General features: G+C 73.6%; 19 protein-coding genes. 4 read left to right on the top strand and 15 right to left on the bottom strand.

The annotated features are described in order from the left end of the window. The first annotated feature begins 63 nt into the window (after positions 1–63). The 3 genes from AC54T2_RS08755 to AC54T2_RS08745 all read left to right on the top strand — a co-directional run bounded on the left by AC54T2_RS08755 (position 64) and on the right by AC54T2_RS08745 (position 5,325). Positions 64–1,923, top strand: a complete 1,860-nt coding sequence (locus AC54T2_RS08755; RefSeq protein ID WP_496665974.1) for an AMP-dependent synthetase/ligase — start codon at positions 64–66, stop codon at positions 1,921–1,923. Between the two features lie 44 nt (positions 1,924–1,967). After that, positions 1,968–3,053, top strand: a complete 1,086-nt coding sequence (locus AC54T2_RS08750) for a hypothetical protein (RefSeq protein WP_496665973.1) — start codon at positions 1,968–1,970, stop codon at positions 3,051–3,053. A gap of 121 nt (positions 3,054–3,174) precedes the next feature. Then, positions 3,175–5,325, top strand: coding sequence for an MMPL family transporter (locus tag AC54T2_RS08745; RefSeq protein ID WP_496665972.1), 2,151 nt, complete (start codon positions 3,175–3,177; stop codon positions 5,323–5,325). Between the two features lie 3 nt (positions 5,326–5,328). Here AC54T2_RS08745 and map read toward each other — a convergent pair whose 3' ends face one another. The 6 genes from map to AC54T2_RS08715 all read right to left on the bottom strand — a co-directional run bounded on the left by map (position 5,329) and on the right by AC54T2_RS08715 (position 11,387). Continuing rightward, on the bottom strand, positions 5,329–6,099 hold the full coding sequence (gene map, locus AC54T2_RS08740; protein ID WP_489975875.1) for a type I methionyl aminopeptidase: 771 nt from the start codon (positions 6,097–6,099) through the stop codon (positions 5,329–5,331). Between the two features lie 10 nt (positions 6,100–6,109). Next, positions 6,110–6,802 (bottom strand): type 1 periplasmic-binding domain-containing protein, encoded by a 693-nt coding sequence (locus AC54T2_RS08735; RefSeq protein ID WP_186342358.1) that lies wholly within the window; start codon positions 6,800–6,802, stop codon positions 6,110–6,112. Between the two features lie 48 nt (positions 6,803–6,850). Continuing rightward, positions 6,851–8,083, bottom strand: a complete 1,233-nt coding sequence (locus AC54T2_RS08730; protein WP_186342359.1) for an ROK family transcriptional regulator — start codon at positions 8,081–8,083, stop codon at positions 6,851–6,853. 8 nt (positions 8,084–8,091) lie between these two features. Continuing rightward, on the bottom strand, positions 8,092–9,387 hold the full coding sequence (locus AC54T2_RS08725; RefSeq protein ID WP_186342360.1) for a sugar ABC transporter permease: 1,296 nt from the start codon (positions 9,385–9,387) through the stop codon (positions 8,092–8,094). Positions 9,388–9,407: 20 nt separating this feature from the next. Beyond that, on the bottom strand, positions 9,408–10,184 hold the full coding sequence (locus tag AC54T2_RS08720; protein WP_186342361.1) for an ATP-binding cassette domain-containing protein: 777 nt from the start codon (positions 10,182–10,184) through the stop codon (positions 9,408–9,410). Between the two features lie 93 nt (positions 10,185–10,277). Next, positions 10,278–11,387 (bottom strand): sugar ABC transporter substrate-binding protein, encoded by a 1,110-nt coding sequence (locus AC54T2_RS08715; RefSeq protein ID WP_186342362.1) that lies wholly within the window; start codon positions 11,385–11,387, stop codon positions 10,278–10,280. 203 nt (positions 11,388–11,590) lie between these two features. Between AC54T2_RS08715 and aceB the strand changes: the two genes are divergently transcribed. Next, positions 11,591–13,171, top strand: coding sequence for a malate synthase A (aceB, locus tag AC54T2_RS08710; protein WP_186342363.1), 1,581 nt, complete (start codon positions 11,591–11,593; stop codon positions 13,169–13,171). Here aceB and AC54T2_RS08705 read toward each other — a convergent pair. From AC54T2_RS08705 to pucL, 9 genes are all read right to left on the bottom strand, one after another. Further along, complete coding sequence (locus AC54T2_RS08705; RefSeq protein ID WP_186342364.1) at positions 13,128–14,507, bottom strand: guanine deaminase; 1,380 nt, start codon at positions 14,505–14,507, stop codon at positions 13,128–13,130. The two genes, aceB and AC54T2_RS08705, sit on opposite strands and share 44 nt — an antisense overlap. Continuing rightward, positions 14,504–15,319: a xanthine dehydrogenase accessory protein XdhC gene (gene xdhC / locus AC54T2_RS08700; protein ID WP_186342365.1), complete on the bottom strand. Its 816-nt coding sequence runs from the start codon at positions 15,317–15,319 to the stop codon at positions 14,504–14,506. Before xdhC ends, AC54T2_RS08705 begins: the two co-directional genes overlap by 4 nt. Position 15,320: 1 nt before the next feature. After that, on the bottom strand, positions 15,321–17,696 hold the full coding sequence (gene xdhB, locus AC54T2_RS08695; protein WP_186342366.1) for a xanthine dehydrogenase molybdopterin binding subunit: 2,376 nt from the start codon (positions 17,694–17,696) through the stop codon (positions 15,321–15,323). Beyond that, a complete protein-coding gene (locus tag AC54T2_RS08690; RefSeq protein WP_496665971.1) occupies positions 17,693–19,078 on the bottom strand; it encodes a xanthine dehydrogenase small subunit in 1,386 nt (461 codons plus the stop codon). Before AC54T2_RS08690 ends, xdhB begins: the two co-directional genes overlap by 4 nt. Before the next feature lie 111 nt (positions 19,079–19,189). After that, the gene (locus AC54T2_RS08685) at positions 19,190–20,029 is read right to left on the bottom strand and encodes a bifunctional allantoicase/(S)-ureidoglycine aminohydrolase (protein WP_186342367.1); all 840 of its coding nucleotides are present in this window, start codon (positions 20,027–20,029) and stop codon (positions 19,190–19,192) included. Continuing rightward, entirely contained in the window at positions 20,026–21,360 is a 1,335-nt protein-coding gene (gene allB / locus AC54T2_RS08680) for an allantoinase AllB (RefSeq protein WP_186342368.1), read from the bottom strand. The genes AC54T2_RS08685 and allB overlap by 4 nt, the downstream gene beginning before the upstream one ends. Beyond that, positions 21,350–21,670, bottom strand: coding sequence for a hydroxyisourate hydrolase (gene uraH, locus AC54T2_RS08675; RefSeq protein ID WP_496665970.1), 321 nt, complete (start codon positions 21,668–21,670; stop codon positions 21,350–21,352). The genes allB and uraH overlap by 11 nt, the downstream gene beginning before the upstream one ends. Next, the gene (uraD, locus tag AC54T2_RS08670; RefSeq protein ID WP_186342370.1) at positions 21,670–22,179 is read right to left on the bottom strand and encodes a 2-oxo-4-hydroxy-4-carboxy-5-ureidoimidazoline decarboxylase; all 510 of its coding nucleotides are present in this window, start codon (positions 22,177–22,179) and stop codon (positions 21,670–21,672) included. Before uraD ends, uraH begins: the two co-directional genes overlap by 1 nt. Beyond that, complete coding sequence (gene pucL, locus AC54T2_RS08665; protein ID WP_186342371.1) at positions 22,176–23,030, bottom strand: factor-independent urate hydroxylase; 855 nt, start codon at positions 23,028–23,030, stop codon at positions 22,176–22,178. Before pucL ends, uraD begins: the two co-directional genes overlap by 4 nt. Positions 23,031–23,062: the final 32 nt, after the last annotated feature.

The raw sequence follows: 23,062 nt of genomic DNA, 5'->3' as shown, positions 1-23,062 counted from the left end.
CACCATGATGTGACCCCCGCCACACCGTCGAGCCGACGACGACCCGACCCCAGGAGCCCGCACATGACCGCGACCCAGACCGACCCCGACGTCCTCGCCGTCCGCGAGGACTACGAGTCCCGCATCGTCGGCCTCCACATGCCGGCCACCGTGCGCCGGGCCGCCGAGGAGAACCCCGACCTGCCCGCGTTCTCCGACCGCTTCGACGTGGCGGAGGGCGAGACCTGGTCGACCATCACCTGGGCCGAGACGTGGGAGCTCACCCGGCAGGTCGCCGCCGCGCTCATCGACCTGGGCGTGCAGACCGGCGACCCGGTGGCGATCATGGCCGCCAACCGCACGGCGCACACGCTGGCCGACTACGGCGCGATGACGGCGGCGGCCGTGCCGATGTCGATCTACAACACCCTGGCGCAGGAGCAGGTCGCGTTCATCGCCGGCGAGTCGCGGCCGGTCGTCGTGGTGCTCGAGGACCACGACCGCTACCAGCGCTGGGAGCCGGCCCTCGACCGGGTCGACTCGATCCGCCACGTGGTCATGCTCGCCGACGCCGACCGGGTCGACGACCCGCGCGTGATGACGTGGGAGGAGCTGCTGGCCCGCGGCGCCGACACCGGCGCGGTCGACGCGCGGATGGAGCAGATCACCCCCGACCTGCCCGCGACGTTCCTCTACACCTCCGGCACGACCGGCAACCCCAAGGGCGTGGTGCTCACCCACCACAACGTCATGTACGAGGCCGTCTCCACCCTCGACGCCGGCGGCCTGCACGGCCCGCAGCGCACGATCAGCTACCTCCCGCTCGCGCACATCGCCGAGCGGATCCTCGCGACGTACGCTCCCCCGTTCCTCGGCAGCCACGTGCACGCCATCCCCGACCCGGCCGGCCTGCTCGGCGCGCTCGGCGAGGTGCACCCGACGGCCTTCTTCGGCGTGCCGCGCGTGTGGGAGAAGATCAAGACCGGCATCTCGGCCAAGCTCGCCGAGGACCCCGACCCCGCCAACCAGAAGCTCGTCACCGACGCGATGGCGGCCGGGCTCGCCTGGACGCAGGCCCACGAGTACGGCAACGAGATGACGCCCGAGGTCGAGCAGGCCTTCGCCGAGGCCGACGAGGCGATCCTGGCCTTCCTGCGCCTGCTGCTCGGCCTCGACCAGGTGACGTGGGCCGCCAGCGCCGCGGCACCGATGCCCTTGGAGGTCGCGAAGTTCATGGGCGGTCTCGGCGTGCGCGTCTACGACGTCTACGGCATGACCGAGACCACGGGCGCCTTCACCTCCAACGGGCCCGACGCGTTCAAGCTCGGCACCGTCGGGCGGCCCAACCCGGGCATCGAGGTGCGGCTCGCCGAGGACGGCGAGATCCTCGTCCGGGGACCGGTCAACACCCCGGGCTACTACAAGCAGGAGGAGGCCACGCGCACCCTCCTCGACGAGGACGGATGGGTGCACACGGGTGACATCGGCACCGTCGACGAGGACGGGTTCTACTCCGTCGTCGACCGCAAGAAGGAGCTGATCATCACCTCGGCGGGCAAGAACATCGCGCCCTCCAACATCGAGAACTACCTCAAGGAGTCGCCGATCATCGGCCACGCGATGGCCATCGGCGACGACCGGGCCTACGTCGTCGCGATCCTCACCCTCGACGGGGAGATCACCCCCCTCGTCGCGCAGAAGATGGGCATCGAGTTCATCGACCTCGCCGACCTGTCGTCCCGGCCCGAGATCCGGGCGATGGCGCAGGCGGCGGTGGACAAGGCCAACGAGCGGCTCTCGCGTCCCGAGCAGGTCAAGGCGTGGGAGCTGCTGGCCGACGAGTGGACGGCCGAGTCCGAGGAGCTCACCCCGACCCTCAAGCTCAAGCGCCGCGTCGTGCGCACCAAGTACGCCGACGTGGTCGACGGCCTCTACACCGGCTGAGCGCGGCCGGGCAACCTCCGACCCCAGCCGGGCGTCTCCTCGTCATGACCACCTCACTCCGCATCCCTCTCGTTGCCGGCCTGACCGCCGTCGCCACCCTCGTCGCCCCCCTCTCACTGGGCCTCACCCTCGCCACCCCCACCGCAGCGAGCCCGGCGCCCGCCGGGGGCGCCGAGCGTGCCGCTCCGCGGACGGTCCTCGACGTCCGCGGGCTCGACCGCGGCGCGCCACCCGCGGTCGCCTGGAGCGAGCGGCGCGCGGGCCGGACCGTCGTCCACGGCGTCGGCGGCACCCGCACGCCGGTGCCCAACAGCGTCGTCGAGCTCGCGCCGATGGGGTCGGGCTACGTCGTCCAGTCCGTCGGCGGGGCGGCGGCCAGGACCCGGTGGGTCGACGCCGACGGCTCCCCCGGGCGGCGCGAGTGGCGCACCGGCTACGGCCTGGCCGTCTCGGCGCAGGGCGGGGCGGTCGCCTTCTCGGGCCGGGCTGGCAGGGTGTGGTCGATCGACGACGCGGGCGACCGGGTGCTGTCGTTCCCCGCGGTCCCGATCGCCGGGCGGGGCCGGGCCGTCGCGGTGGTCGGCGAGGACTGCAAGGAGGACGCGACCAGCAACGGCTGCACGGTCTACGTCAACGGCGCCCGCGCCTGGCGCACCTCCTCGCACGGCATCGTCGACCGGGTGGGGCGGCTGCGCCTGACCTCCACCGCCCGGGGACGCTGGGTCGGCGGCATCACCTCCCTCAGCGACACCGGCTCCTGCAGCGCCATGCTGCGCGGGTCGCGGCTGCGGTGGCGCACCTGCGACAACCAGCTCTCCGACATCTCGCCCGACAACCGCCGCGTCCTCGGCACCCCGGCGTACGCCGACGGCTTCGGCCCCCGTGCCCTCGACATCCTCTCGACCGCCGACGGGTCGGTGGCGCGCTCGTTCGCCTCCGCCCGCGACGCCCGGTCCGCGACCTACTTCGACGAGGTGTGGGAGGACGCCGAGCACGTGCTCGTGGTGACCTACCAGGCCGACCGCTGGGCGGTCGTCCGCCTCGGCGTCGACGGCTCGATGGAGTACGCCGTCGCTCCCCGCCGCGGGTCGATGGACACCCGGTCGCCGTTCCAGCTCCAGACGCGCTGACGACCGTCGGGGACGCCGGGCAAGGGGGTAGGCCCCGGAGCCGACCCCGGGATCGACCTGGTCTAGACCTCGGGGGTATTACGGATGCACAGGCGCGGCGACCGCTGTTCTTCTGGAACGCATGCATCGACGGATCGCAGGGTCATTGACGGGCCGCATCACGAAGTGGATCGTCCTCGCCGCCGCGGTGGCCATCACCGGGTTCATGGGGATGTTCTCGAGTCAGCTGGCCGACGTCCAGAACAACGAGGCGTCGTCGTGGCTGCCGGAGTCGGCGGAGTCGACGCAGGTGCTCGACGAGCTCTCGGAGTCGGTGGACCCCAACGACATCCCGACGCTGGTGGTCTACCAGCGCGACGGCGGGCTCACCGACGACGACCTCGCGCAGCTGGAGTCCGACGGCGCGGAGATCGCCGAGCTCGACGGCCTGACCGGCGACGGGGTGCTGACGCCGGCCGCCGCCGAGGCCGCGGCCGCCAAGGGCGCTCCGGTGCCGACCCTCGTCTCGGAGGACGGCGAGGTCGCCTACCTCTACTTCGTGCTCAACTTCGGCAGCGACGGGTGGAACGCCATCCCCGACGCGGCCGACGAGATCCGTGACATCGCCCAGCTCGACGGCGGGGAGGTGCACCTGGCCGGCTACGGCGGGCAGGCGGCCGACTCGGCCGAGGCGTTCGAGGGCATCGACACCGACCTCATCCTGATCACCCTCGGCGTGGTGGTGGTGATCCTGCTCTTCACCTACCGCAGCCCGGTGCTGTGGCTGCTGCCGATCATCTGCGCCGTCGTCGCCAACACCGTCGCGACGGGTCTGGTCTACCTGCTGGCCAAGCACGCCGGCCTCACGGTCAACGGCCAGAGCCAGGCCATCTTGAGCATCCTGGTGATCGGCGCCGGCACCGACTACGCCCTCCTCCTCGTCGCCCGCTACCGCGAGGAGCTGCGCCGCCACGCCGACCGCCACGAGGCGATGGCCGTCGCGCTGCACCGCGCCGCCCCGGCCATCCTCGCCAGCGCGGCGACGGTCGCGGTCGGCATGCTGAGCCTGTCCTTCGCCGAGCTCAACTCGACCGCCGGGCTCGGCCCGGTCAACGCGATCGGCGTCGCGGTGACGATGGTCGTGATGCTCACGCTCCTGCCCGCGCTGCTGGTGATCTGCGGCCGCTGGATCTTCTGGCCCAAGCGCCCCGCGTTCGGCAGCCCCGAGCCCACCGCCGACGGTCTCTGGGCCCACGTCGGGCGCCGGATCAGCCACCGCCCGCGCCGGGTGTGGGTGACCACCACGGGGCTGCTCCTGCTGGCGTGCCTCGGCCTGTTCCGCCTCGACGCCTCGGGGCTGTCCACCGAGGACACCTACACCCAGGAGTTCGACTCCATCAAGGGACAGAGGCTCCTCGAGAACCACGGCCTGTCCGACAACTCCAACACCCTCCAGGTCGTCGCCGACGCCGACCGCGCCCCCGCCGTGATCGACGCCCTCGCGGGCATCGACGGCCTCGGCGCCCCCGGCGAGGTCCAGCCCCTGTCCGACGGCCGCGCCTGGTTCGAGGCCACGATCGAGGCCGACATCTCGTCCACCGCCGCGGCCGACATCGTCGAGGAGTCGCGCGACGTCCTGCACGCGGTCGACGGTGCCGACGCCCTCGTGGGAGGCGGCTCGGCGTTCTACCTCGACACCAAGATCGCCTCCGAGCGCGACAGCTGGGTGATCATGCCGCTCGTCCTGCTCGTGGTGCTGGTCATCCTCATCGGGTTGCTCCGTGCGCTGGTCGCGCCGCTCATCCTGATCGCCACCGTCGTGCTGTCCTTCGGTGCGGCGCTCGGCATCTCCGCGCTCCTCTTCGAGTACGTCTTCGGCTTCGCCGGCTCCGACCCGGGGTTCCCACTGTTCGCCTTCGTGTTCCTCGTGGCGCTCGGCATCGACTACAACATCTTCCTGATGACCCGGGTGCGGGAGGAGACCGAGCAGCACGGCACCCGCCGCGGCTCGCTGATCGCACTGGCCTCCACCGGCGGTGTGATCACCTCCGCCGGCATCGTGCTCGCGGCCACGTTCCTCGTGCTCGGCTCGCTGCCGCTGGTGTTCCTCGCCGAGCTCGGCGTCGCCGTCGCGCTCGGGGTCATGCTCGACACCCTGGTGGTCCGCTCGGTCCTGGTGACCGCGCTCAACCTCGACCTCGGCGGGAGGATCTGGTGGCCCAGCAGGCTCGACCGGGAGGACGCCCCCCTCACGCCCGCCGAGGCGGAGGCACCGCTCGAGACGGTGCACTGAGCCTCACCCCACGCGGGTGAGGACCTCTGCCCCGTCGTCGGTGATGGCGACGGTGTGCTCGCTGTGCGCCGTCAGGCAGCCGGTGGCGCTGCGCAGCGTCCAGCCGTCGTCGTCGGTGACCAGCTCGTCGGTGTCGACCATGATCCACGGCTCGAGCGCCAGCAGCAGGCCCGGGCGCAGCTGGTAGCCCCGCCCCGGGCGGCCGTCGTTGGCGACATGGGGGTCCTGGTGCATCGTCGTGCCGATCCCGTGGCCACCGAACTGCAGGTTGATGGGATAGCCGGCCGCGGTGAGCACCGTGCCGATGGCGTGCGAGATGTCGCCGATCCGGGCGCCCGGGCCCGCCGCGGCGATCCCCGCCGCCAGCGCGCGCTCGGTCGTCTCGATCAGCTCGACGCTGCCGGCCGGGCGGCTCTGCCCGGCCACGAAGCTGATGGCGGAGTCGGCCGCGACGCCGTCGAGGCGCACGGCGAGGTCGAGGCTGACCAGGTCGCCGTCCGCCACCCGCTGGTCGCGCGGGCGGCCGTGCAGCACGGCGTCGTTGACCGAGGTGCAGACGTAGTGGCCGAAGGGGCCGCTGCCGAAGGAGGGGGCGTAGTCGACGTAGCAGGACTCGGCGCCCGCGTCTCGGATCATCTCGGCCGTCCAGCGGTCGAGGTCGAGCAGGTTGGTGCCGACCTCGCAGCGCGAGCGGAGGGTCTGCAGGATCTCGCCGACGAGCGCGCCGGTGCGGCGGGCGCGGTCGACCTGGGCAGGGGTGAGGATCTCGATCATCGCGGCGCCATCATCTCAGCCCCAGCCTCGCACACCGCTTGCTCGTGTCGCCGCTGCACAGCTCGTCGATGGTGAGCACACCGTCGGCGACCAGCACCGAGGTGAGCGTGTCGACGGTGACCTCGCTGTCCGGGTAGAGCCACGACTCGACGCCGTCGACCTCCACCCCGCCCTCCGCGGGCTCGCCGGCGAGGAAGGCGACCGCCACGTCGGCGGCCTGCTCGCTCATCTGCCGGGTCGGGACGTAGGCCATCGACCGCTCCTCGCCCCGGAGCACCTCGCGGGCGGCCTCGAGGTCACTGCCCGGCTGGGACGGCGGCGCGCCGCTCTCGAGCCCGACGAAGGCCTCCGAGCCCGGCACCAGCTCGCCGAGCGAGACGACCGGCAGGTCGCCGCCGATGAGGGTGCCGAGCCCGTCGGGGTCGACCGGCACCACCACCAGGGCACCGGCCGAGGACGCCTCCGCCTGGCGGGCCTGGTTCTTCTGGGTCCCGGCGTCGCCCTCGGCGTCGTAGACCCGCACCCGGCACTCGTCGCAGGTGGCCTCGACCCGCTCGGTGAACTGCTCGACGTCGACCGCGCGCGAGGAGGAGTCGCCGCCGTCTGCGACGAGCAGCGCGATCGTCGGCTCGTCGTTGATGCAGGCGGACAGCGCAGGCGCGACGGCGAGCAGGCAGGCGGTGAGCAGACGGGCGCGGGACATCCCGAGGAGGTTATCGGCTGCGCCGCCCGGGCCCGGCCCCGGCCGCCGTCAGCCCGCGAGTCGCGCGCCGACCCCGACCAGCGCCGTGGAGAGGGCGGCCACCGGGTCGACGAACAACGGCTCGAGGGCGATCTCCGCGGCTCCCAGCAGCGACGAGTCGCCGTCGAGCCCCGGCAGGGTCAGCGTCACCGACTCCAGCGGCGCCGGGAGCGCGCGGTCGGCGAGGCCGGCCTGGACCTGGGGGCCGACCAGCGCGTAGAGCGAGCGGAAGTAGCCGCCGAGCACGACCTGGCGGGGGTTGAACACGTTGACGATGCTGGCCAGCCCGTGCCCCAGCGCGGTCCCGGTCTGGCGCAGCGCCGCCGACGGCTCGCCGAACCCGTCGAGCACCTCGCCGAGCTGCGCCACCCGGTCGGTGGGGCAGTGGATCGCCTCGGCGATCGCGTGGGCGCCGACCTCGGTCTCCCAGCAGCCCCGGTTGCCGCAGTGGCACTCGCGCCCGGCGGGGTTGAAGCGCAGGTGGCCCACCTCGCCGGCGTAGCCGCCCGCGCCCTCCAGCCGGACGCCGCCGGTGATGACGCCCGCGCCGACGCCGACGTTGCCCGTGACGTAGATGAGGTCGTCCACCCCGACCGCCACGCCGCGCACGTGCTCGGCGAGGGCGCCCAGGTCGGCGTCGTTGGCGATGGACACGGGGACGTCGAGGCCCAGGGCGGCCAGCACGATCCCCCCGAACGACACGTCGTGCCAGCCCAGGTTGGGGGCCAGCCGGATGAGGCCGTCGTTGCTGCGCACGAGGCCCGGCACGCTGATCCCGATGCCGACCATCGGGGACGTGTCGGGCACGTCCGCGACCACGCACCGGATCAGCCCGGCCACCGCGGCGCCGACCTGCCAGGCCTCGCCCTCGCTGTGGACCGGCGCCTGCGAGCGCGCCAGCACCCGTCCGCCGAGGCCGATCCGCGCCACCACGGCGCGGTCGACCCCGAGGTCCACGGCGATGACGAACGGCCCGTGGGCGGCGATCCGGACGCCCGCGGACGGGCGACCGGCGCCCTGGCGGGGGGCGTCCTCGGGCGGGAGCGCCCGCTCGGTGACGCCGAGCGCCTCGAGCTCGTTGACGAGCGCCGCGATCGTGCTGCGGTTGAGACCCATCCGCCCGGTCAGCTCGGCACGCGAGAGCTGGCCGGCGCCGTGGACGTGGCGCAGCACCGTGCCCAGGTTGTGGCGACGCGCGAGCTCCTGGTTGGTGCCCAGGCCCGGGCGCCGACGCGTGGTCATGCCCGGCCCTACACGCCCGCGGACGAGCGGCGGCGCCGGGAGACGGCGTCGACGCTCGCGGCGAGCAGCAGCACCCCGCCGGTGACGAGGAAGTTGATGTAGCTCGCCTGGTTGAGCAGGCCCAGGCCGTTGGGGATGGTGGCGATCACCAGGCCGCCGATGACGGCGTCCATCGCCCGGCCCCGGCCGCCGAAGAGGCTGGTGCCGCCGATGACCGCGGCGCCCACGGCGTAGAGCAGCTCGTTGCCGCCACCCGAGCCCGGCGAGACCTTGCCGGTGTAGGAGGCCGCGAGCATGCCGCTGATCGCGGCCATCGAGGAGCAGATCACGAACGCGAGGATCTTGACCCGGCGCACGTTGATGCCGGCGCGGCGGGCGGCCTCGGCGTTGCCGCCGACGGCGTAGAGGTGGCGACCGAAGCGGGTCTTGGTCAGCACGAAGGTCCAGAAGAGCAGCAGCGCGATCACGACCGGGGCGACCCACGGGATGCCGCTGATGGTGAACAGCGCCGGGTTGGGCGCGCGGTTGGCGCTCAGCAGGGCGGTCAGACCGAGGACGATCACCCCCAGCACGACGATGCGGATCAGCACGAGCCCGAGCGGGCGGTGGACCAGGCCCTTGGAGGCGAGCGAGCGGTAGCGCCACAGCGAGACCGCGGCGAAGCCGACCACGATGAGCACCGCGGCGATCCAGCCGGCGGTGACCGGGACGTTCTTGATCGACAGCCCGCGCAGCACCTCGTCGTTGAAGCGCAGCGAGCCGCCCGAGCCGATCAGCCGCAGCGGCACCGCCTGCAGCGCCAGGAAGAACGCGAGCGTGACGACGAACGACGGGATGCCGAGCCCCGACACGAGCGCGCCGATGGCGAAGCCGATCACCGCTCCGACGGCGACGCCGGCGAGGGTGGCCAGCCACCACGTCCAGTCGTAGTCGATGAGCATCAGCGCGATGATCGTCGCGGAGGCGCCGCCCGCGACGCCCGCGGACAGGTCGATCTCCCCGAGCAGCAGCACGAAGACGATGCCCATCGCCAGCACGATGATCGAGCCGGCCTGCACGACCAGGTTGGCCATGTTGTAGGTCGTCAGGAACCGGTCGTTGAGCGAGGAGAAGACGACGAAGAGGACGATGAGGCCCAAGATCGCGGGCAGCGAGCCCATGTCTCCGCCGCGCAGCCGGTTGACGTAGTCGCGGGCCGAGTCGGCGATCGTGACGGCCTGGACGTCGTCGTCGGCGAAGCCGACATGGGGGGTGGGGTCGGTCGACGAGGGGCCGGCGTCGGTCGCGGTGCCTGAATCGGTCATGGTGTGGTCTCCGGTCCTTCTCAGACGGTCGCGGTCGCGGGGTTCTCGGAGATGCCGAGGCTCCCGGAGCGTCCGGCGGTGATCAGCTCGACCACCTGGCTGTGGGTCACGTCCTTCACCGAGACGTCGGCGGCCACCCGGCCGAGGTAGAGCGCGGTGATCCGGTCGGCGACCTCGAAGACGTCGCCCAGGTTGTGCGAGATCAGCACCACGCCGAGGCCCCGGTCGGCGAGGCGCCGCACCAGGTCGAGCACCTGGCGGGTCTGCGCCACGCCCAGCGCCGCGGTCGGCTCGTCGAGCAGCACGATCTTGGAGTTCCACAGCACGGCCTTGGCGATCGCCACCGTCTGGCGTTGACCACCCGACAGGCTCGCCACGCTCTGGCGCACCGACTTCACGGTGCGCACCGAGAGCGACGACAGGGTCTCGCGGGCGCGCGACTCCATCGTCACCTCGTCGAGGCCGATGCCCTTGACCTCCTCGCGGCCCAGGAACATGTTCTGGACGATGTCGAGGTTGTCGCACAGCGCGAGGTCCTGGTAGACGACCTCGACGCCGAGTGCGGCCACGTCGCGGGGGCCGTGCACGTCGACCTCGCGGCCCTCGAAGAGGTAGCTGCCGCTGTCGCGGCCGTAGATGCCCGCGATGATCTTGACGAGGGTCGACTTGCCCGCGCCGTTGTCGCCGACCAGGGCGGTGACCTGTCCGGGGCGGACGGCGAAGTCGACGTCGTGCAGCACGTGCGCCACGCCGAAGCTCTTGTTGACCCCGCGCAGCTCCAGCAGCGGTTCCGGCATTGACCTACTCCGATCGGGACGAGGTTTGTTGTCTGCGGGGACGCGACGGTGCCCGAGCCGGCTGCGGCTCGGACACCGTCGACGCCAGCCGGGTCAGGAGATGCCGGCCTCGGCGCACAGGTCGGCGAACTTGCCCGTGCAGATGTCCGCCGCCTTCTGGCCGCCGTCGTCGATCACGTCAGTGATGTTGTCCTTGGTGATGGCCTGCGGATCGAGCAGGATCGAGGGGACCTCGCTGTCGTCGGAGGAGTCGACCGTGGTGCCCGTGGTGTCTGCCTCCTCGCCGTTGGCGAGCGCGATGGCGACGTCGGCCAGCGCCTGCGCCTCCTGCGTGGCGGACTTGTAGACCGTCATGCACTGGGTGCCGGCGAGGATGTTCTGCAGGCCCTCGACCGTGGCGTCCTGACCGGTCACCGGCACCTTGCCGGCCTGGCCGTTGCCCTCGAGGATGCTGATGGCGGCGCCACCCAGCCCGTCGTTGGCCGCGAGCACGCCGTCGACCTTGCCGTCCGCGGCGGTGTAGAGCTGCTGGAAGATCGTGGCGGCCTCCTCGTTGTCCCACTCCGGCACGGCCTGTTCGCCGACCACCGTGTAGTTGCTCATCTCGTCCAGCACGCTGTGCGCGCCCTCGGCGAAGAGGGTGGCGTTGTTGTCAGTGGGCGAGCCGTTGAGGTAGACGATGTTGGCCTTCTTGTCACCGAGGCAGTCCGCGAGGCCCTGGCCCTGCAGCTCGCCGACGACGGTGTTGTCGAAGGACACGTAGTACTCCGCCGAGCCGCCGAGCGTGAGGCGGTCGTAGTCGATGGTGGCGACGCCCTGGGACTTGGCCTTCTCCTGGATGGCCGCCCCGGACTCGGAGTCGAGGTTGACGATCGCGAGCACCGTCACGCCGTTGCCGATCATGGTGTCGGCGATCTGGGTCATCCGCTCCGCGTCGTTCTCGGCGTTCTGGATGTCGTAGTCGACGCCGGCCTCCTCGAAGGCGGCCTCGAGCGCGGGACGGTCCGCGCTCTCCCACCGCACCGAGGACTCGGTGTCGGGCAGGATCACGCCGACCTTGCCGGTCGCCGCGGCGCTGCTGCTCTCGCTGCTGCTGTCGTCGCTGGTGTCGTTGCCCGAGCTGCTGTCGTCGTTGCCGCAGGCGGTCAGCGCCATGGCGGCGCCGAGCAGGGGGATGAGGACCAAACTGTGCTTCCGCTTCACACGAACCGCCTCCTAGCGATCTCGCACGTCGACCCGCGGGAGCGCCGGACGTCCATGCATATGTTGTGCCACGCAACATATGGAGTGACGGAGGTCACGTCCAGACGGCTGGGGTCGGTGTTGCCCGTTCGTTACCAAACCCCGCGGGGCGAGCGTCCGCCGGACTGGACCACCCGGGCTCGGCGACGGCTAGCGTGGCGGCCATGACCGGCCTCGAGGTGTCCGCCCCGTCCGTGCCGAGGTCGCAGGAGGTCCTCACGCCCGAGGCGCTGGACTTCGTGGCCGGCCTCGACGCCCGCTTCCACGAGCGCCGCGACGAGCTGCTCGCCGCGCGCCGCACCCGACGCGAGGAGATCGCCCGCACCGGCCGACTCGACTTCCTCGCCGAGACCGCCGAGGTGCGCGCGTCGGACTGGCGGGTCGCCCCGGTGCCCCACGACCTGCGGGACCGCCGCGTCGAGATCACCGGTCCCACCGACCCCAAGATGGCGATCAACGCCCTCAACTCCGGAGCGCGGGTGTGGCTGGCCGACCTCGAGGACGCCAACACCCCCCACTGGCGCAACGTCGTCGGCGGACAGCTGACGCTGCACGACGCCGTCCGGGGGCGCCTGTCGTACACGTCGCCGGAGGGCCGGCAGTACGCCGTCGCCGACCCCGCGAGCGCGCCGGTGGCCCTCCCCCGCCCGCGCGGGTGGCACTTCGACGAGGCCCACCTCACCGCCGCCGGCCGCCCGGTCGTCGCCGCGCTGGTCGACTTCGGCCTGCACTTCTTCCACAACGCCCGCGAGCTGCTCGCGGCGGGGAGCGGTCCCTACTACTACCTGCCCAAGCTGGAGTCCCACCTCGAGGCCCGGCTGTGGAACGACGTCTTCACCCACGCCCAGGCCGAGCTCGGGGTGCCGCACGGCTCGGTGCGCGCGACCGTCCTCATCGAGACGATCACCGCGGCGTTCGAGATGGACGAGATCCTCCACGGGCTGCGCGACCACGCGGCCGGGCTCAACGCGGGCCGTTGGGACTACCTCTTCAGCATCATCAAGAACTTCCGCGACGCAGGCCCCGACTTCACCCTGCCCGACCGCAACGCGGTGACCATGACGGCGCCGATGATGACCGCCTACAGCGACCTGCTCGTCCGCACCTGCCACCGGCGCGGCGCCTTCGCCATCGGCGGGATGGCGGCGTTCATCCCGAGCCGCCGCGACCCCGAGGTCAACGCGCGCGCCTACGCCAAGGTGCGCGAGGACAAGACCCGCGAGGCGCGGGCCGGCTTCGACGGGTCGTGGGTGGCGCACCCCGACCTGGTGCCGGTGTGCGCGGAGGTCTTCGACGCGGTCCTCGACGGGCGCGACAACCAGCTCGACGTGCTCCGCGAGGACGTCTCCGTGCGGGCCGGCGACCTCCTCGCGGTGGCCGCGACACCCGGCGAGCGCACGGAGGCGGGGCTGCGCGGCAACGTCCGGATCGGCATGCAGTACCTCCACGCCTGGCTCTCCGGCAACGGCGCCGCCGGCATCGACCACCTCATGGAGGACGCGGCGACGGCCGAGATCTCGCGCTCGCAGGTGTGGCAGTGGGTCCACAACGACGCCACCCTCGACTCCGGCGAGGCGATCACCCGCGAGCTCGTCGAGCGGCTGGTCGCCGAGGAGTTCGAGACCCTCGGCGGTGCGGTCGACGACGACGCCCGGCGGCTGTTCGTCGACTGCGCGCTCGGCGACGACTTCCCCGACTTCCTCACCCTGCAGGCGTACGACGTGCTGCTGGCGCGGGGCGACTGACCGGGCGGACGAACCCGCCGCTGGCGACCTGGTCGCCGCCGACCCACACGTCGGCGACGTCGGCGTCGTGGGCCAGCGCGAAGATCTTGCCGAGGGCCTCCTCCGGCGACCCGGCGTGGCGCAGCCCGATGTCGAGCGCGGTGCCGACCCGCGGGCGCAGGCAGATCGCGTCGAACTGCTTGCCGGGGCCGAGGTCGCCGGTGACGTCGCCGAGCCCGAGCGCCGCGGCGCCCGCCGCCGTGCTCAGGTGCAGCAGGTGTCCGGCGGTCAGCTGCAGCCCGTCGGCACCGAGGAGGTGCTGCAGGAAGTAGGCCTGCAGGCCCTCCTTGAAGATCGAGAAGCCGGTGCCCGCGCCGACGTCGCTGCCGAGGGCGACGCGCACCCCCGCCGCGACGTGGCGTCGCAGCGAGAACATCCCCGAGCCGAGGGCGGAGTTGCTCGTCGGGCAGTAGGCGACCGCCGTGCGCCGGGCGGCCAGCACGGCGAGCTCGGCGTCGGTGGGGTGCACGTCGTGCGCCAGCACGGCGAGCCCGCCGAGCAGCCCGTGGTGGTCGTAGGTGTCGACGTAGTCGGCGCGGTGGGGGAACTGACCGGCCACGGTGGCGATCTCGTCGTTGTTCTCGTTGACGTGGGAGGTGAAGAACGCGCCGTCGACGGCGGCGAGCACGTCGGCGCACGCCGCCAGGATCGCGTCGGAGGCGGACAGGGCGAACCGCGGCGTCACGGCGTAGCGCAGCCGGCCACGCGCGTGCCAGTCCGCCGCCAGCCGGAGGGCGTCGTCGCGGGCCCGCTCGGGGGTGGTGAGCAGCGGCTCGGGCAGGATCCGGTCGCTGACCACCAGCCCGCTCGTCACCCGCAGCCCGTAGCGCTCGGCCTCCGCGAAGAGGGCGTCGACCGCCGGGGCGAAGTGCGAGCCGAAGACCAGCGACGTCGTCGTCCCGGCGGCGATCAGGCCGGCGACCATCTCCTCGGCGACCGTGGCGGCGTAGGCGGTCGAGGCGAGGCGCACCTCCTCCGGCAGGGCGCACCGCTCCAGCCACTCCAGCAGCGGCATGCCGAGGGCGCCGATCACCCGCACCTGCGGGAAGTGGACGTGCGTGTCGACGAGGCCGGGCAGCAGGATCCCGGCGCGCAGGTCGATCACCGGCGCACCCGGACGGGCCGCGGCGACCTCGGCGAACCGGCCGCGGTCGACGATGACCCCGTCGCCCGAGACGGCCAGGCCGAGGTCGTCGTCGTAGCGGAACGCAGGCCCGGACACGGTGAACGGGTCGTCGGGAGCGTCGAAGGCGCGGGCGCGGTAGACGACCTCGGCGGCCGGCTGGCCAGGGCTCATGCGCGGGTCCGGGCTCGGTCGGCGGCGAGGAGGTCGAGCAGCTCCGCCGCGACCGAGACGGCGATCGCGGCGGGCGCCTTGGACACCGCTGCCGGCAGGCCGATCGGGCAGCGGATGCGCGCCAGTGCCGCCTCGTCGTGTCCCTCCCGCGCCAGGCCCGCGCGGAAGCGCGCCCACTTGGCGGCCGAGCCGATCAGCCCGATCGAGCCGAGGTGGGCGCACCTCAGGGCCTCGTCGCAGAGCGCGAAGTCCTCGGCGTGGTCGTGGGTCATCACCAGCACGTGGGTGCCGAGCGGGAGCGTGCCGAGCACCAGCTCGGGGACGGGCGCGTGGTGCACCCGCACCCGCGCCTCACCGTCTCCCGGCAGCGCCAGGCGCTCCTCGGACAGCTGGGCGGCACGCGAGTCGACGAGGTGGAGGTCGAGGTCGTGGGCGGCCAGGACGCGGGCCAGCTGGAGGCCGACGTGCCCGACGCCGACGACCGCCACCGACCCCACCACGGGCAGCGGCTCGAGCAGCAGGGTGACCTCGCCGCCGCAGCACTGGCGGCCGTGGTCGGTGCGTGCCTTGTCGGTGAGCCCGAGGACGAGCTGCTCGGGATCGGCGGCGCCCGCGGCCAGCATCGCCCGGGCCCGGGCCAGCGCGGTCTCCTCGAGGTTGCCGCCTCCGACGCTGCCCCACGCGCCGTCGGCGGAGACCACCATCTTGGCGCCCGGGTCGCGGGGGGCGTGGCCACGCACGCCGGCCACCGTCACGAGCACGCCGGCCCGCCGCTCGTCGCGGAGCCGTCCGACCGCTGCCAGCCAGTGCACGTCAGGCCTCCCCTGCCGCGTGGGCGGCCCGCTCGGAGCGTGGGCGCAGCGGGGGCGCCGCCGGGTCGGGCCGGTCGGGCTCGACGCCGGGCAGGCCCTCGACGACCCGGCCGGGAGCCGCGGCCCGCGCGCGCTCCACCGCCCAGAACACCGCCTCGGGGGTGGCCGGCGAGGCGAGCTCGACGCTCGTGCCCTCCGGGCCGAACGCGGCGGCGGCCGCCCGCAGCGCCTCGCGCACCGCGAAGGCCAGCATGACCGGCGGCTCGCCGACCGCCTTCGAGCCGTAGACCACGCCCGTCTCGGCGGCCTGCTCGAGGAGCGCGACGTGGAGCTCGTCGGGCAGCTCGCCGAGGCTCGGCAGCTTGTAGGTGCTGGCCGACTGCGTCGTCAACCGGCCGCGGGCCGGCCCGTGCGACTCGTCCCAGCGCAGGTCCTCGAGCGTCAGCCAGCCCACGCCCTGCGCGAAGCCACCCTCCACCTGGCCGAGGTCGACGAGCGGGGACAGGCTGTCGCCGACGTCGTGCACGATGTCGACGCGTCGCGTGCGGTGGGCGCCGGTGAACCCGTCGACCTCGACCTCGGCCGCCGCGACGCCGTAGGAGAAGTACTTGAACGGGTGGCCCTGCATCAGCGTGGAGTCCCAGTGGATGCCCTCGGTGCGGTAGAAGCCGGCCGCCCAGAGCTGCACCCGGCTGGCGTAGGCCTCGCGGACGACCTCCGCCCAGGGCAGTCCCCGCCCCGCGTCGACCTCGCGCAGGCGGGCCAGGATCTGCTCGCACGCGTGCTTCACCGCCCCGCCGTTGAGGTCGGTGCTCGAGCTCGCCGCGGTCGCAGACGTGTTGGGCACCTTGTCGGTGCGGGTGGGCGCGACCCGCACCCGGGCGAGGGGCACGCCGAGTGCGGTGGCCGCGACCTGCAGCATCTTGGTGTGCAGGCCCTGGCCCATCTCGGTGCCGCCGTGGTTGATCAGCACGGACCCGTCCTTGTAGACGTGCACCAGCGCCCCCGCCTGGTTGAAGGCGGTGAAGTTGAACGAGATGCCGAACTTGACCGGCGTGATCGCCAGTCCGCGCTTGCGGTGGGGGTGGGCGGCGTTGAACGCCTCGACCTCGGCGCGTCGGCGTACGACGTCACCGGAGGCGATCACCTGGTCCCAGGCGGCGGCGAGCCGCTCGGGGTGGCGCACCGGCTGGCCGTAGGGCGTGGACTGGCCCTCGACGTAGAAGTTGCGGCGGCGCAGCTCGGCCGGGTCGATCCCGAGGAGGGGCGCGCAGCGACCGAGGATGTCCTCGATCACCAGCATCCCCTGCGGTCCGCCGAAGCCGCGGAAGGCGGTCTGGGAGGTCTTGTGGGTGCGCGCCACCCGGCCGTGCAGACGCACGTCGGGGATCCAGTAGGCGTTGTCGACGTGGCACAGCGCGCGGGCCAGCACGGGCTCGCTGAGGTCGAGGCTCCAGCCGCCGTCGGAGGTCAGCGTCGCCTCGAGCGCGGCGAGCCGGTCCTCGCCGTCGAAGCCGACCCGCCACTGCGCGTGGAAGCCGTGGCGCTTGCCGGTCATCGTCATGTCGTGGGTGCGGCTCAGCCGCAGCCGCACCGGGCGGCCCGTGAGGACGGCCCCGAGCGCCGCCACCGCGGCGAAGCCGTGCGGCTGCATCTCCTTGCCGCCGAAGCCGCCGCCCATCCTCAGGCACTGGACGGTGACGTGGTGGCTGTCGAGGCCCAGCACGTGGGCCACGATCTCCTGCGTCTCGCTCGGGTGCTGGGTGCTGCACTGCACGAAGACCTGCCCGCCCTCGTCGACGAGCGCGAGCGAGGCGTGGGTCTCGAGGTAGAAGTGCTCCTGGCCGCTCATCTCGGTCACGCCGCTGAAGACGTGGGCCGCCCCCGCGAGCCCTTGCTCGACGTCGCCGCGCGCGACGACCGGCCGGCCGCCCTGGAAACTCCCGGCCTCGATCGCCTCGGTGAGCGCCACGACCGCGGGGAGCGGCTCGTAGCCGACCTCCACGGCCGCCGCGCCGAGGCGGGCGGCCTCGATCGTCTCCCCCAGCACCCAGCACACCGCGTGCCCCACGAACATCGCGATCTCGGGGAACAACGGCTCGTCGTGCTTGACGCCGGCGTCGTTGGTGCCGGGCACGTCGGCGGCCGTCAGCACCCGCACCACGCCCGCCACCTCCAGCGCCGGCGCGGGATCGAGGCGGACGACCCGGGCGTGCGGGTGCGGCGAGCAGACCGGGTGGGCGTGCAGGACGTGGGGCGTACGGTGCACCAGGTCGTCGGTGTAGAGCGCGTGGCCGGTGACGTGCAGCGCGGCGCTCTCGTGGGGCAGCGACAGCCCGACGACCGCGTCGTCGGGGCGCCGGGACAGCTCGCTCACCGCTCCCCCCACCCCTCCGCCCACCAGGCTCGCAGCGCGTTGCCGAGCATCGCCGCGCGATAGGCGGCGCTCGCCCGCTGGTCGTCGATGGGCGTGCCCTCCCCGGCCAGCACGACGGCCGCGGCCTCGACGGTCTCGGCCGACCACGGCCGGCCCGCCAGGGCGGCCTCGGTGGCGCGCGCCCGCACCGGGGTGGCGGCCACCCCGCCCAGGCCGACGCGCGCCCGCGCGACGGTGCCGTCGACGACCTCGAGCGCGATCGCGACCGCGACGCTGGAGATGTCGTCGACGCGGCGCTTGGCGACCTTGCGGAACGTGGTGTGCGACGCGAGCGGCGTCGGCACCCGGACGCACCGGATCAGCTCGCCGGGGCGCAGCACGCTCTCGCGGTAGCCGGTGAAGAACTCCGCCAGCGCCACCTCCCGCTCGCCGGCGGCGGACGCGAGCACGAGGCTCGCGTCGAGAGCGAGCAGGGCGGGGGCCAGGTCGCCGATCGGGGACGCGGTCGCGAGGTTGCCGCCGATGGTGGCGCCGTTGCGGATGAGCGGCGAGGCGAACTGCGGCCACAGCTCGGCCAGCAGCGGGACGGTGTCGCCGAGCGCGGCCGCGACCTCGTTGAGCGTGAGCGCGGCGCCGATCTCGACCGGTCCGCCGGCGGTGATCCCGCGCAGCTCGGGCAGCCGGTCGATCGCGACGAGGTGGGCGACCCGGCGTCCGCGCAGGTTGACCTCCACCCCCCAGTCGGTGGACCCGGCGACCACCGTGGCGTCGGGGTGCTCCGCCAGCAGCGCGAGCGCGTCGGCGAGGTCGGCGGGACGGGTGAACCCGGCGACGCGGGTCGGCACCGGCCCGGGCGCCGGGGCGGCCTGCCGCTGCGCGAGGGGGTCCCCCGGCTCGGGGCTGCCGAGCGCGAGGGCCGCGTCGCGGATCGGGCGGTAGCCGGTGCAGCGGCAGAGGTTGCCCGCGATGGCGTGCAGGTCGAACCCGCCGGGACCGTCCTCCCGGTCGGGCCGGTAGTACTCCGCGGCCATCGAGCAGGCGAACCCCGGGGTGCAGTAGCCGCACTGCGAGCCGCCGCGCACCGCCAGCTCGGACTGGACCGGGTGCAGGTCGTCGGGTCGGCCCAGGCCCTCGGCGGTGAGCACCTCCTGGCCGTCGAGCGCGAGCGCGGGGACCAGGCAGGCGTTGACCGGCGTCCACCGGCTGCGTGGCCCGTCGGGCCGGGCGACCAGGACGGCGCAGGCGCCGCACTCGCCCTCCGCGCAGCCCTCCTTGGCGCCGGTCAGCCCGCAGCCGCGCAGGAAGTCGAGCGCGTTGGTGTGGGCGGGCGTGCCGGTGAGCGGGCGCGGGCGCCCGTTGACGGTGATGTGCGGCTCGGGCACGTTCCTCCCCGTGGTGCGTGGCGCAGTGCGGTCGCATGGTTCGGGAGTCACGGGCCGCCGGTTGTCCATGCCGAACGACGACCTGCCGCCCGCCATGCTACGTGACCTGGGTCACGTCGCGGGAGAGGACGGACGAAGCCGCGGGTGCCGGTTGACGTCCTTGTAGAGCAGGTAGCGGAACCGTCCCGGGCCGCCGGCGTAGCAGGCCTGCGGGCAGAACGCGCGCAACCACATGAAGTCGCCCTCCTGCACCTCGACCCAGTCCTGGTTGAGCAGGTAGACCGCCTTGCCCTCCAGGACGTAGAGGCCGTGCTCCATGACGTGGGTCTCCGGGAACGGGATCGCGCCGCCCGGCTCGAAGCCGACGATGTTGACGTGCATGTCGTGGCGCACGTCGAGGGGGTCGACGAAGCGCTGGGTGGCCCACGCCCCGTCGGTGTCGGGCATCGGCTCGGCGGTGACGTCGTCCTCGTGGACGACGAACGCCTCGGGCACCTCGACGCCGTCGACGCGCTCGTAGGCCTTGCGGATCCAGTGGAAGGTCGCGGTCGCCTCGCCGCCGTTGCGCAGCGTCCAGCGCGCACCGGGCGGCAGGAACGCGTAGCTGCCGGCGCCCAGGGGGTGGCTCGCGCCGTCGATCGTCAGCAGCGCCTCGCCGTCGACGACGAGCAGCACCGACTCGGCGTCGGGGTCGTCGTCGGGGCGCTCGGTGCCCCCGCCCGGCGCCACCTCGACGACGTACCACGAGAACGTCTCCGCGAAGCCGGACAGCGGCCGGGCCAGCACCCACAGCCGGGTGTCGTCCCAGTGGGGCAGCCGGCTGGTGACGATGTCGCTCATCGTGCCGCGCGGCAGCACGGCGTAGGCCTCGGTGAAGACCGCCCGGCCCGACTGCCCGGTGGTCAGCTCGGCCTGCGCCGGCAGCCCGCCCCTCGGCACCCAGTAGCTCATCGCCGCTCCCCTCTCCTCAGCAGTCGTCCGCGCGGCGGGGCGGCCGGGTCGACCGGGCGTCCGCGCAGCCAGGTCGCCCGCACCGTGCCGGTGAGCGTACGCCCGGCGTAGGGCGTGACCGGGTTCTTGTGGTGCAGCGCCGCCGGGTCGACGACCCACGTCTCGTCGGGCGCGAAGACGCACAGGTCGGCGTCGGCCCCCACGGCGATCTCACCCTTGGCGGCCAGCCCGACCCGGCGGGCGGGCGCGGTGGCCATCCAGCCGACCACGTCGGCGAGGGGGACGCCGCGCTCCCGGGCACCCGTCCAGACGACCGGCAGGCCGAGCTGGAGGGAGGCGATCCCGCCCCAGGCCGCGGCGAAGTCGCCGGTGTCGCGGGCCTTGAGGTCGGCGGTGCACGGCGAGTGGTCGGTGACCACCAGGTCGATGTCGCCGTCGACCAGGGCCCGCCAGAGCGCGTCGCGGTTGGCCGCGCCCCGGATCGGCGGGCAGCACTTGAGCTCGGTGGCGCCGTCGGCGACCGAGGCGGCGTCGAAGTGCAGGTAGTGGGGGCAGGTCTCCACCGACACGTCGACCCCGGCGGTGCGGGCGGCCCGCAGGGCCGGCACGGCGCCCGAGGCGCTGAGGTGCACGACGTGCGCGCGGGCACCGGTGCGGCGCGCGGTCTCGACGACGAGCGCGACCGCGCGCTCCTCCGCCGCGTCGGGCCGGCTCTCCAGGAAGCCGCGGTAGGTGGTGCCGTGCGCGCACTCGCCCACCTCGTCGGCGTCCTCGGCGTGGACCACCAGCAGCGAGCCGAGGCGCGCGGACTCGCCCATCGCGGCCGCCAGCTCGGCGGGCGAGAGGTGGCCGAACTCCTCGACCCCCGAGTCGAGCAGGAAGCACTTGAAGCCGAACACCCCGGCCTCGTGCATCGGGGCCAGGTCGGCGACGTTGCCCGGCACCGCACCGCCCCAGAAGCCGACGTCCACCCACGCCTGCCCGGTCGCGACCGCTCGCTTGGCCTCCAGGGCCGCGAGGGTCGTGGTCGGCGGGACGCTGTTGAGCGGCATGTCGACGATGGTGGTGACTCCCCCGGCCGCCGCCGCGCGGGTGGCGCTGGCGAAGCCCTCCCACTCGGTGCGGCCCGGCTCGTTGACGTGGACGTGGGTGTCCACCAGACCGGGCAGCAGCACCTCGTCCGCGTCAAGCACGACCTCGGTGGCGCCCGCGGCGTCGGCGTCGAGGGCCGCGACGCCGACGATGACCCCGTCGCGGACGCGTACGGAGGCCGACCGCTCGACGCGCCCGACCACCGCTCGCCGGGCGCGCACCAACAGCTCAGCTGCCACGGTAGGTGGAGTAGCCGTAGGGGTTGAGCAGGAGCGGGACGTGGTAGTGCTCGTCGGCGCCGACGGCGAAGGTCACCGCGACCTCGGGGTAGAACGCCTCGACGCCCGCCGCAGCGAACCAGGCGCCGGTGGCGAAGCGGATCCGGGCCTCGCCCCGGGGCACGTCGCTGGCCAGCTCCCCGACGCGTCCGTCGGCGTCGGTCACGGCCGACGCGAGGACCGTGCCGTCGACCGTCTCCAGCGTGACGCGGACGCCCGAGGCCGGGCGGCCGGCGGAGGTGTCGAGGACGTGGGTGCTCAACGACGCCATCACGCCACCGTCCCTGCCAGCTGCTCCCGCAGGCGCAGGACCGCGATCTGGGTCAGCTGGTCGACGGTCGCGGCGCGCTCGAGCTCGTCGCTGTTGTCGAGGCGCTGCCGCAGGTGCTCCAGGATCTCGGGCCCGCTGCGGCCGGCCGCGCGCACGATGAAGACCCGGCCGAACCGCTGCTCGTAGGCGCGGTTGCCCTCCTCCAGGCGGCGGGCGAGGTCGGCGTCGGCGTGGTCGACGCCCGACTGCTCGCGGGCGGAGTGCTCCGCGTCGTGCCGGTCGGCGTCGGCGCGCTCGCCGATCCGCGGGTGGCGGGCGAGTGCGGCGACGAGGTCGGCGTCGTCGATCGTCGCCGACGCGGCGAGCAGCGCCGCCTCCACCTCGCCGAGGTCGGCGTAGGGCCGCCCGGCCAGCACGCGGTCGACCCAGCCCGGGGCGTCGAGGCAGGTGAGCAGCACCGCCCGGGCGTCCTCCCGCCCCGCGGCGTTGAACGCGTCGAGGTCCCTCACGCCCCCTCCCGCACGACCGTGGCCTCGATGAGCCCGTAGGGGCGGTCGGCCGCGTGGAAGACCTCGCCCGGGTTGTCGAGCCCGAAGGGCTCGAGGTCGACGAGGAAGTGGTGCTTGTTGGGCGCCGCGAACGCGATCGCGGCGATCTCCTCGTGGGCCTCGAGCACGGCGCGTCCCATGGCGTAGAGGGTCTCCTGCAGCGCGCGGCTGTAGGTCGTCGCGAAGGTCGACAGCAGCAGCGCACGCACCGCGTCGTGGGCCGCGTTCCAGTCGACCTGCGCGCCGTCGCGGTAGCGCCACTGGGCACGCAGGGCCGTGGCGAGGATCCGGTCGTCGGCGTCGGGCAGCGTCGTGTAGTCGTCGCGGAGGAAGCCCTTGAACTCCGAGCCGGTCGACTTGAGCACCACCAGGTCCTTCAGCCCGGACGTCACCGTCGGGCCGGCCGGCGACTGCTCGACCACGACGGTGCGCACCTCGCCGCCGCGCCGCACGAACGCGTGGTCGTGGCCGTGACCGTCGACGGGGATCCGGTCCCAGGCGTGCTCCTCGACCTGCACGACCGCCCCCTCCGCGGCCGGGGTGGCCTCGAGCAGTCGGGCGCCGAGCGCGATCGCGTAGTCCTCGGGCGACGACACGCCGTGGCGCTTGGCGAGGGCGAACGCGGTGTTCTTCTGCGTGTCGGTCGGCAGCACCTGCGACTGGTCGCCGTCGGTGTGCGCGGCCGCGAAGTCACCGTGGAGCGACGTCGACACGGTGAGGTCGCGGATCTCGTGGCGCGGCGTGTCGCGCACGATCCGCACCACCCGCGACTCGGCCTTGCCGTAGCGGTTCGGTCCCAGCACGATTCCCATTCCGGCTCCTGCTCCCTGTGATCTCGTCGTCG

The organism is Nocardioides sp. Z35_8 (assembly GCF_059621125.1).
This window is presented reverse-complemented; position numbering and strand designations above follow the sequence as displayed.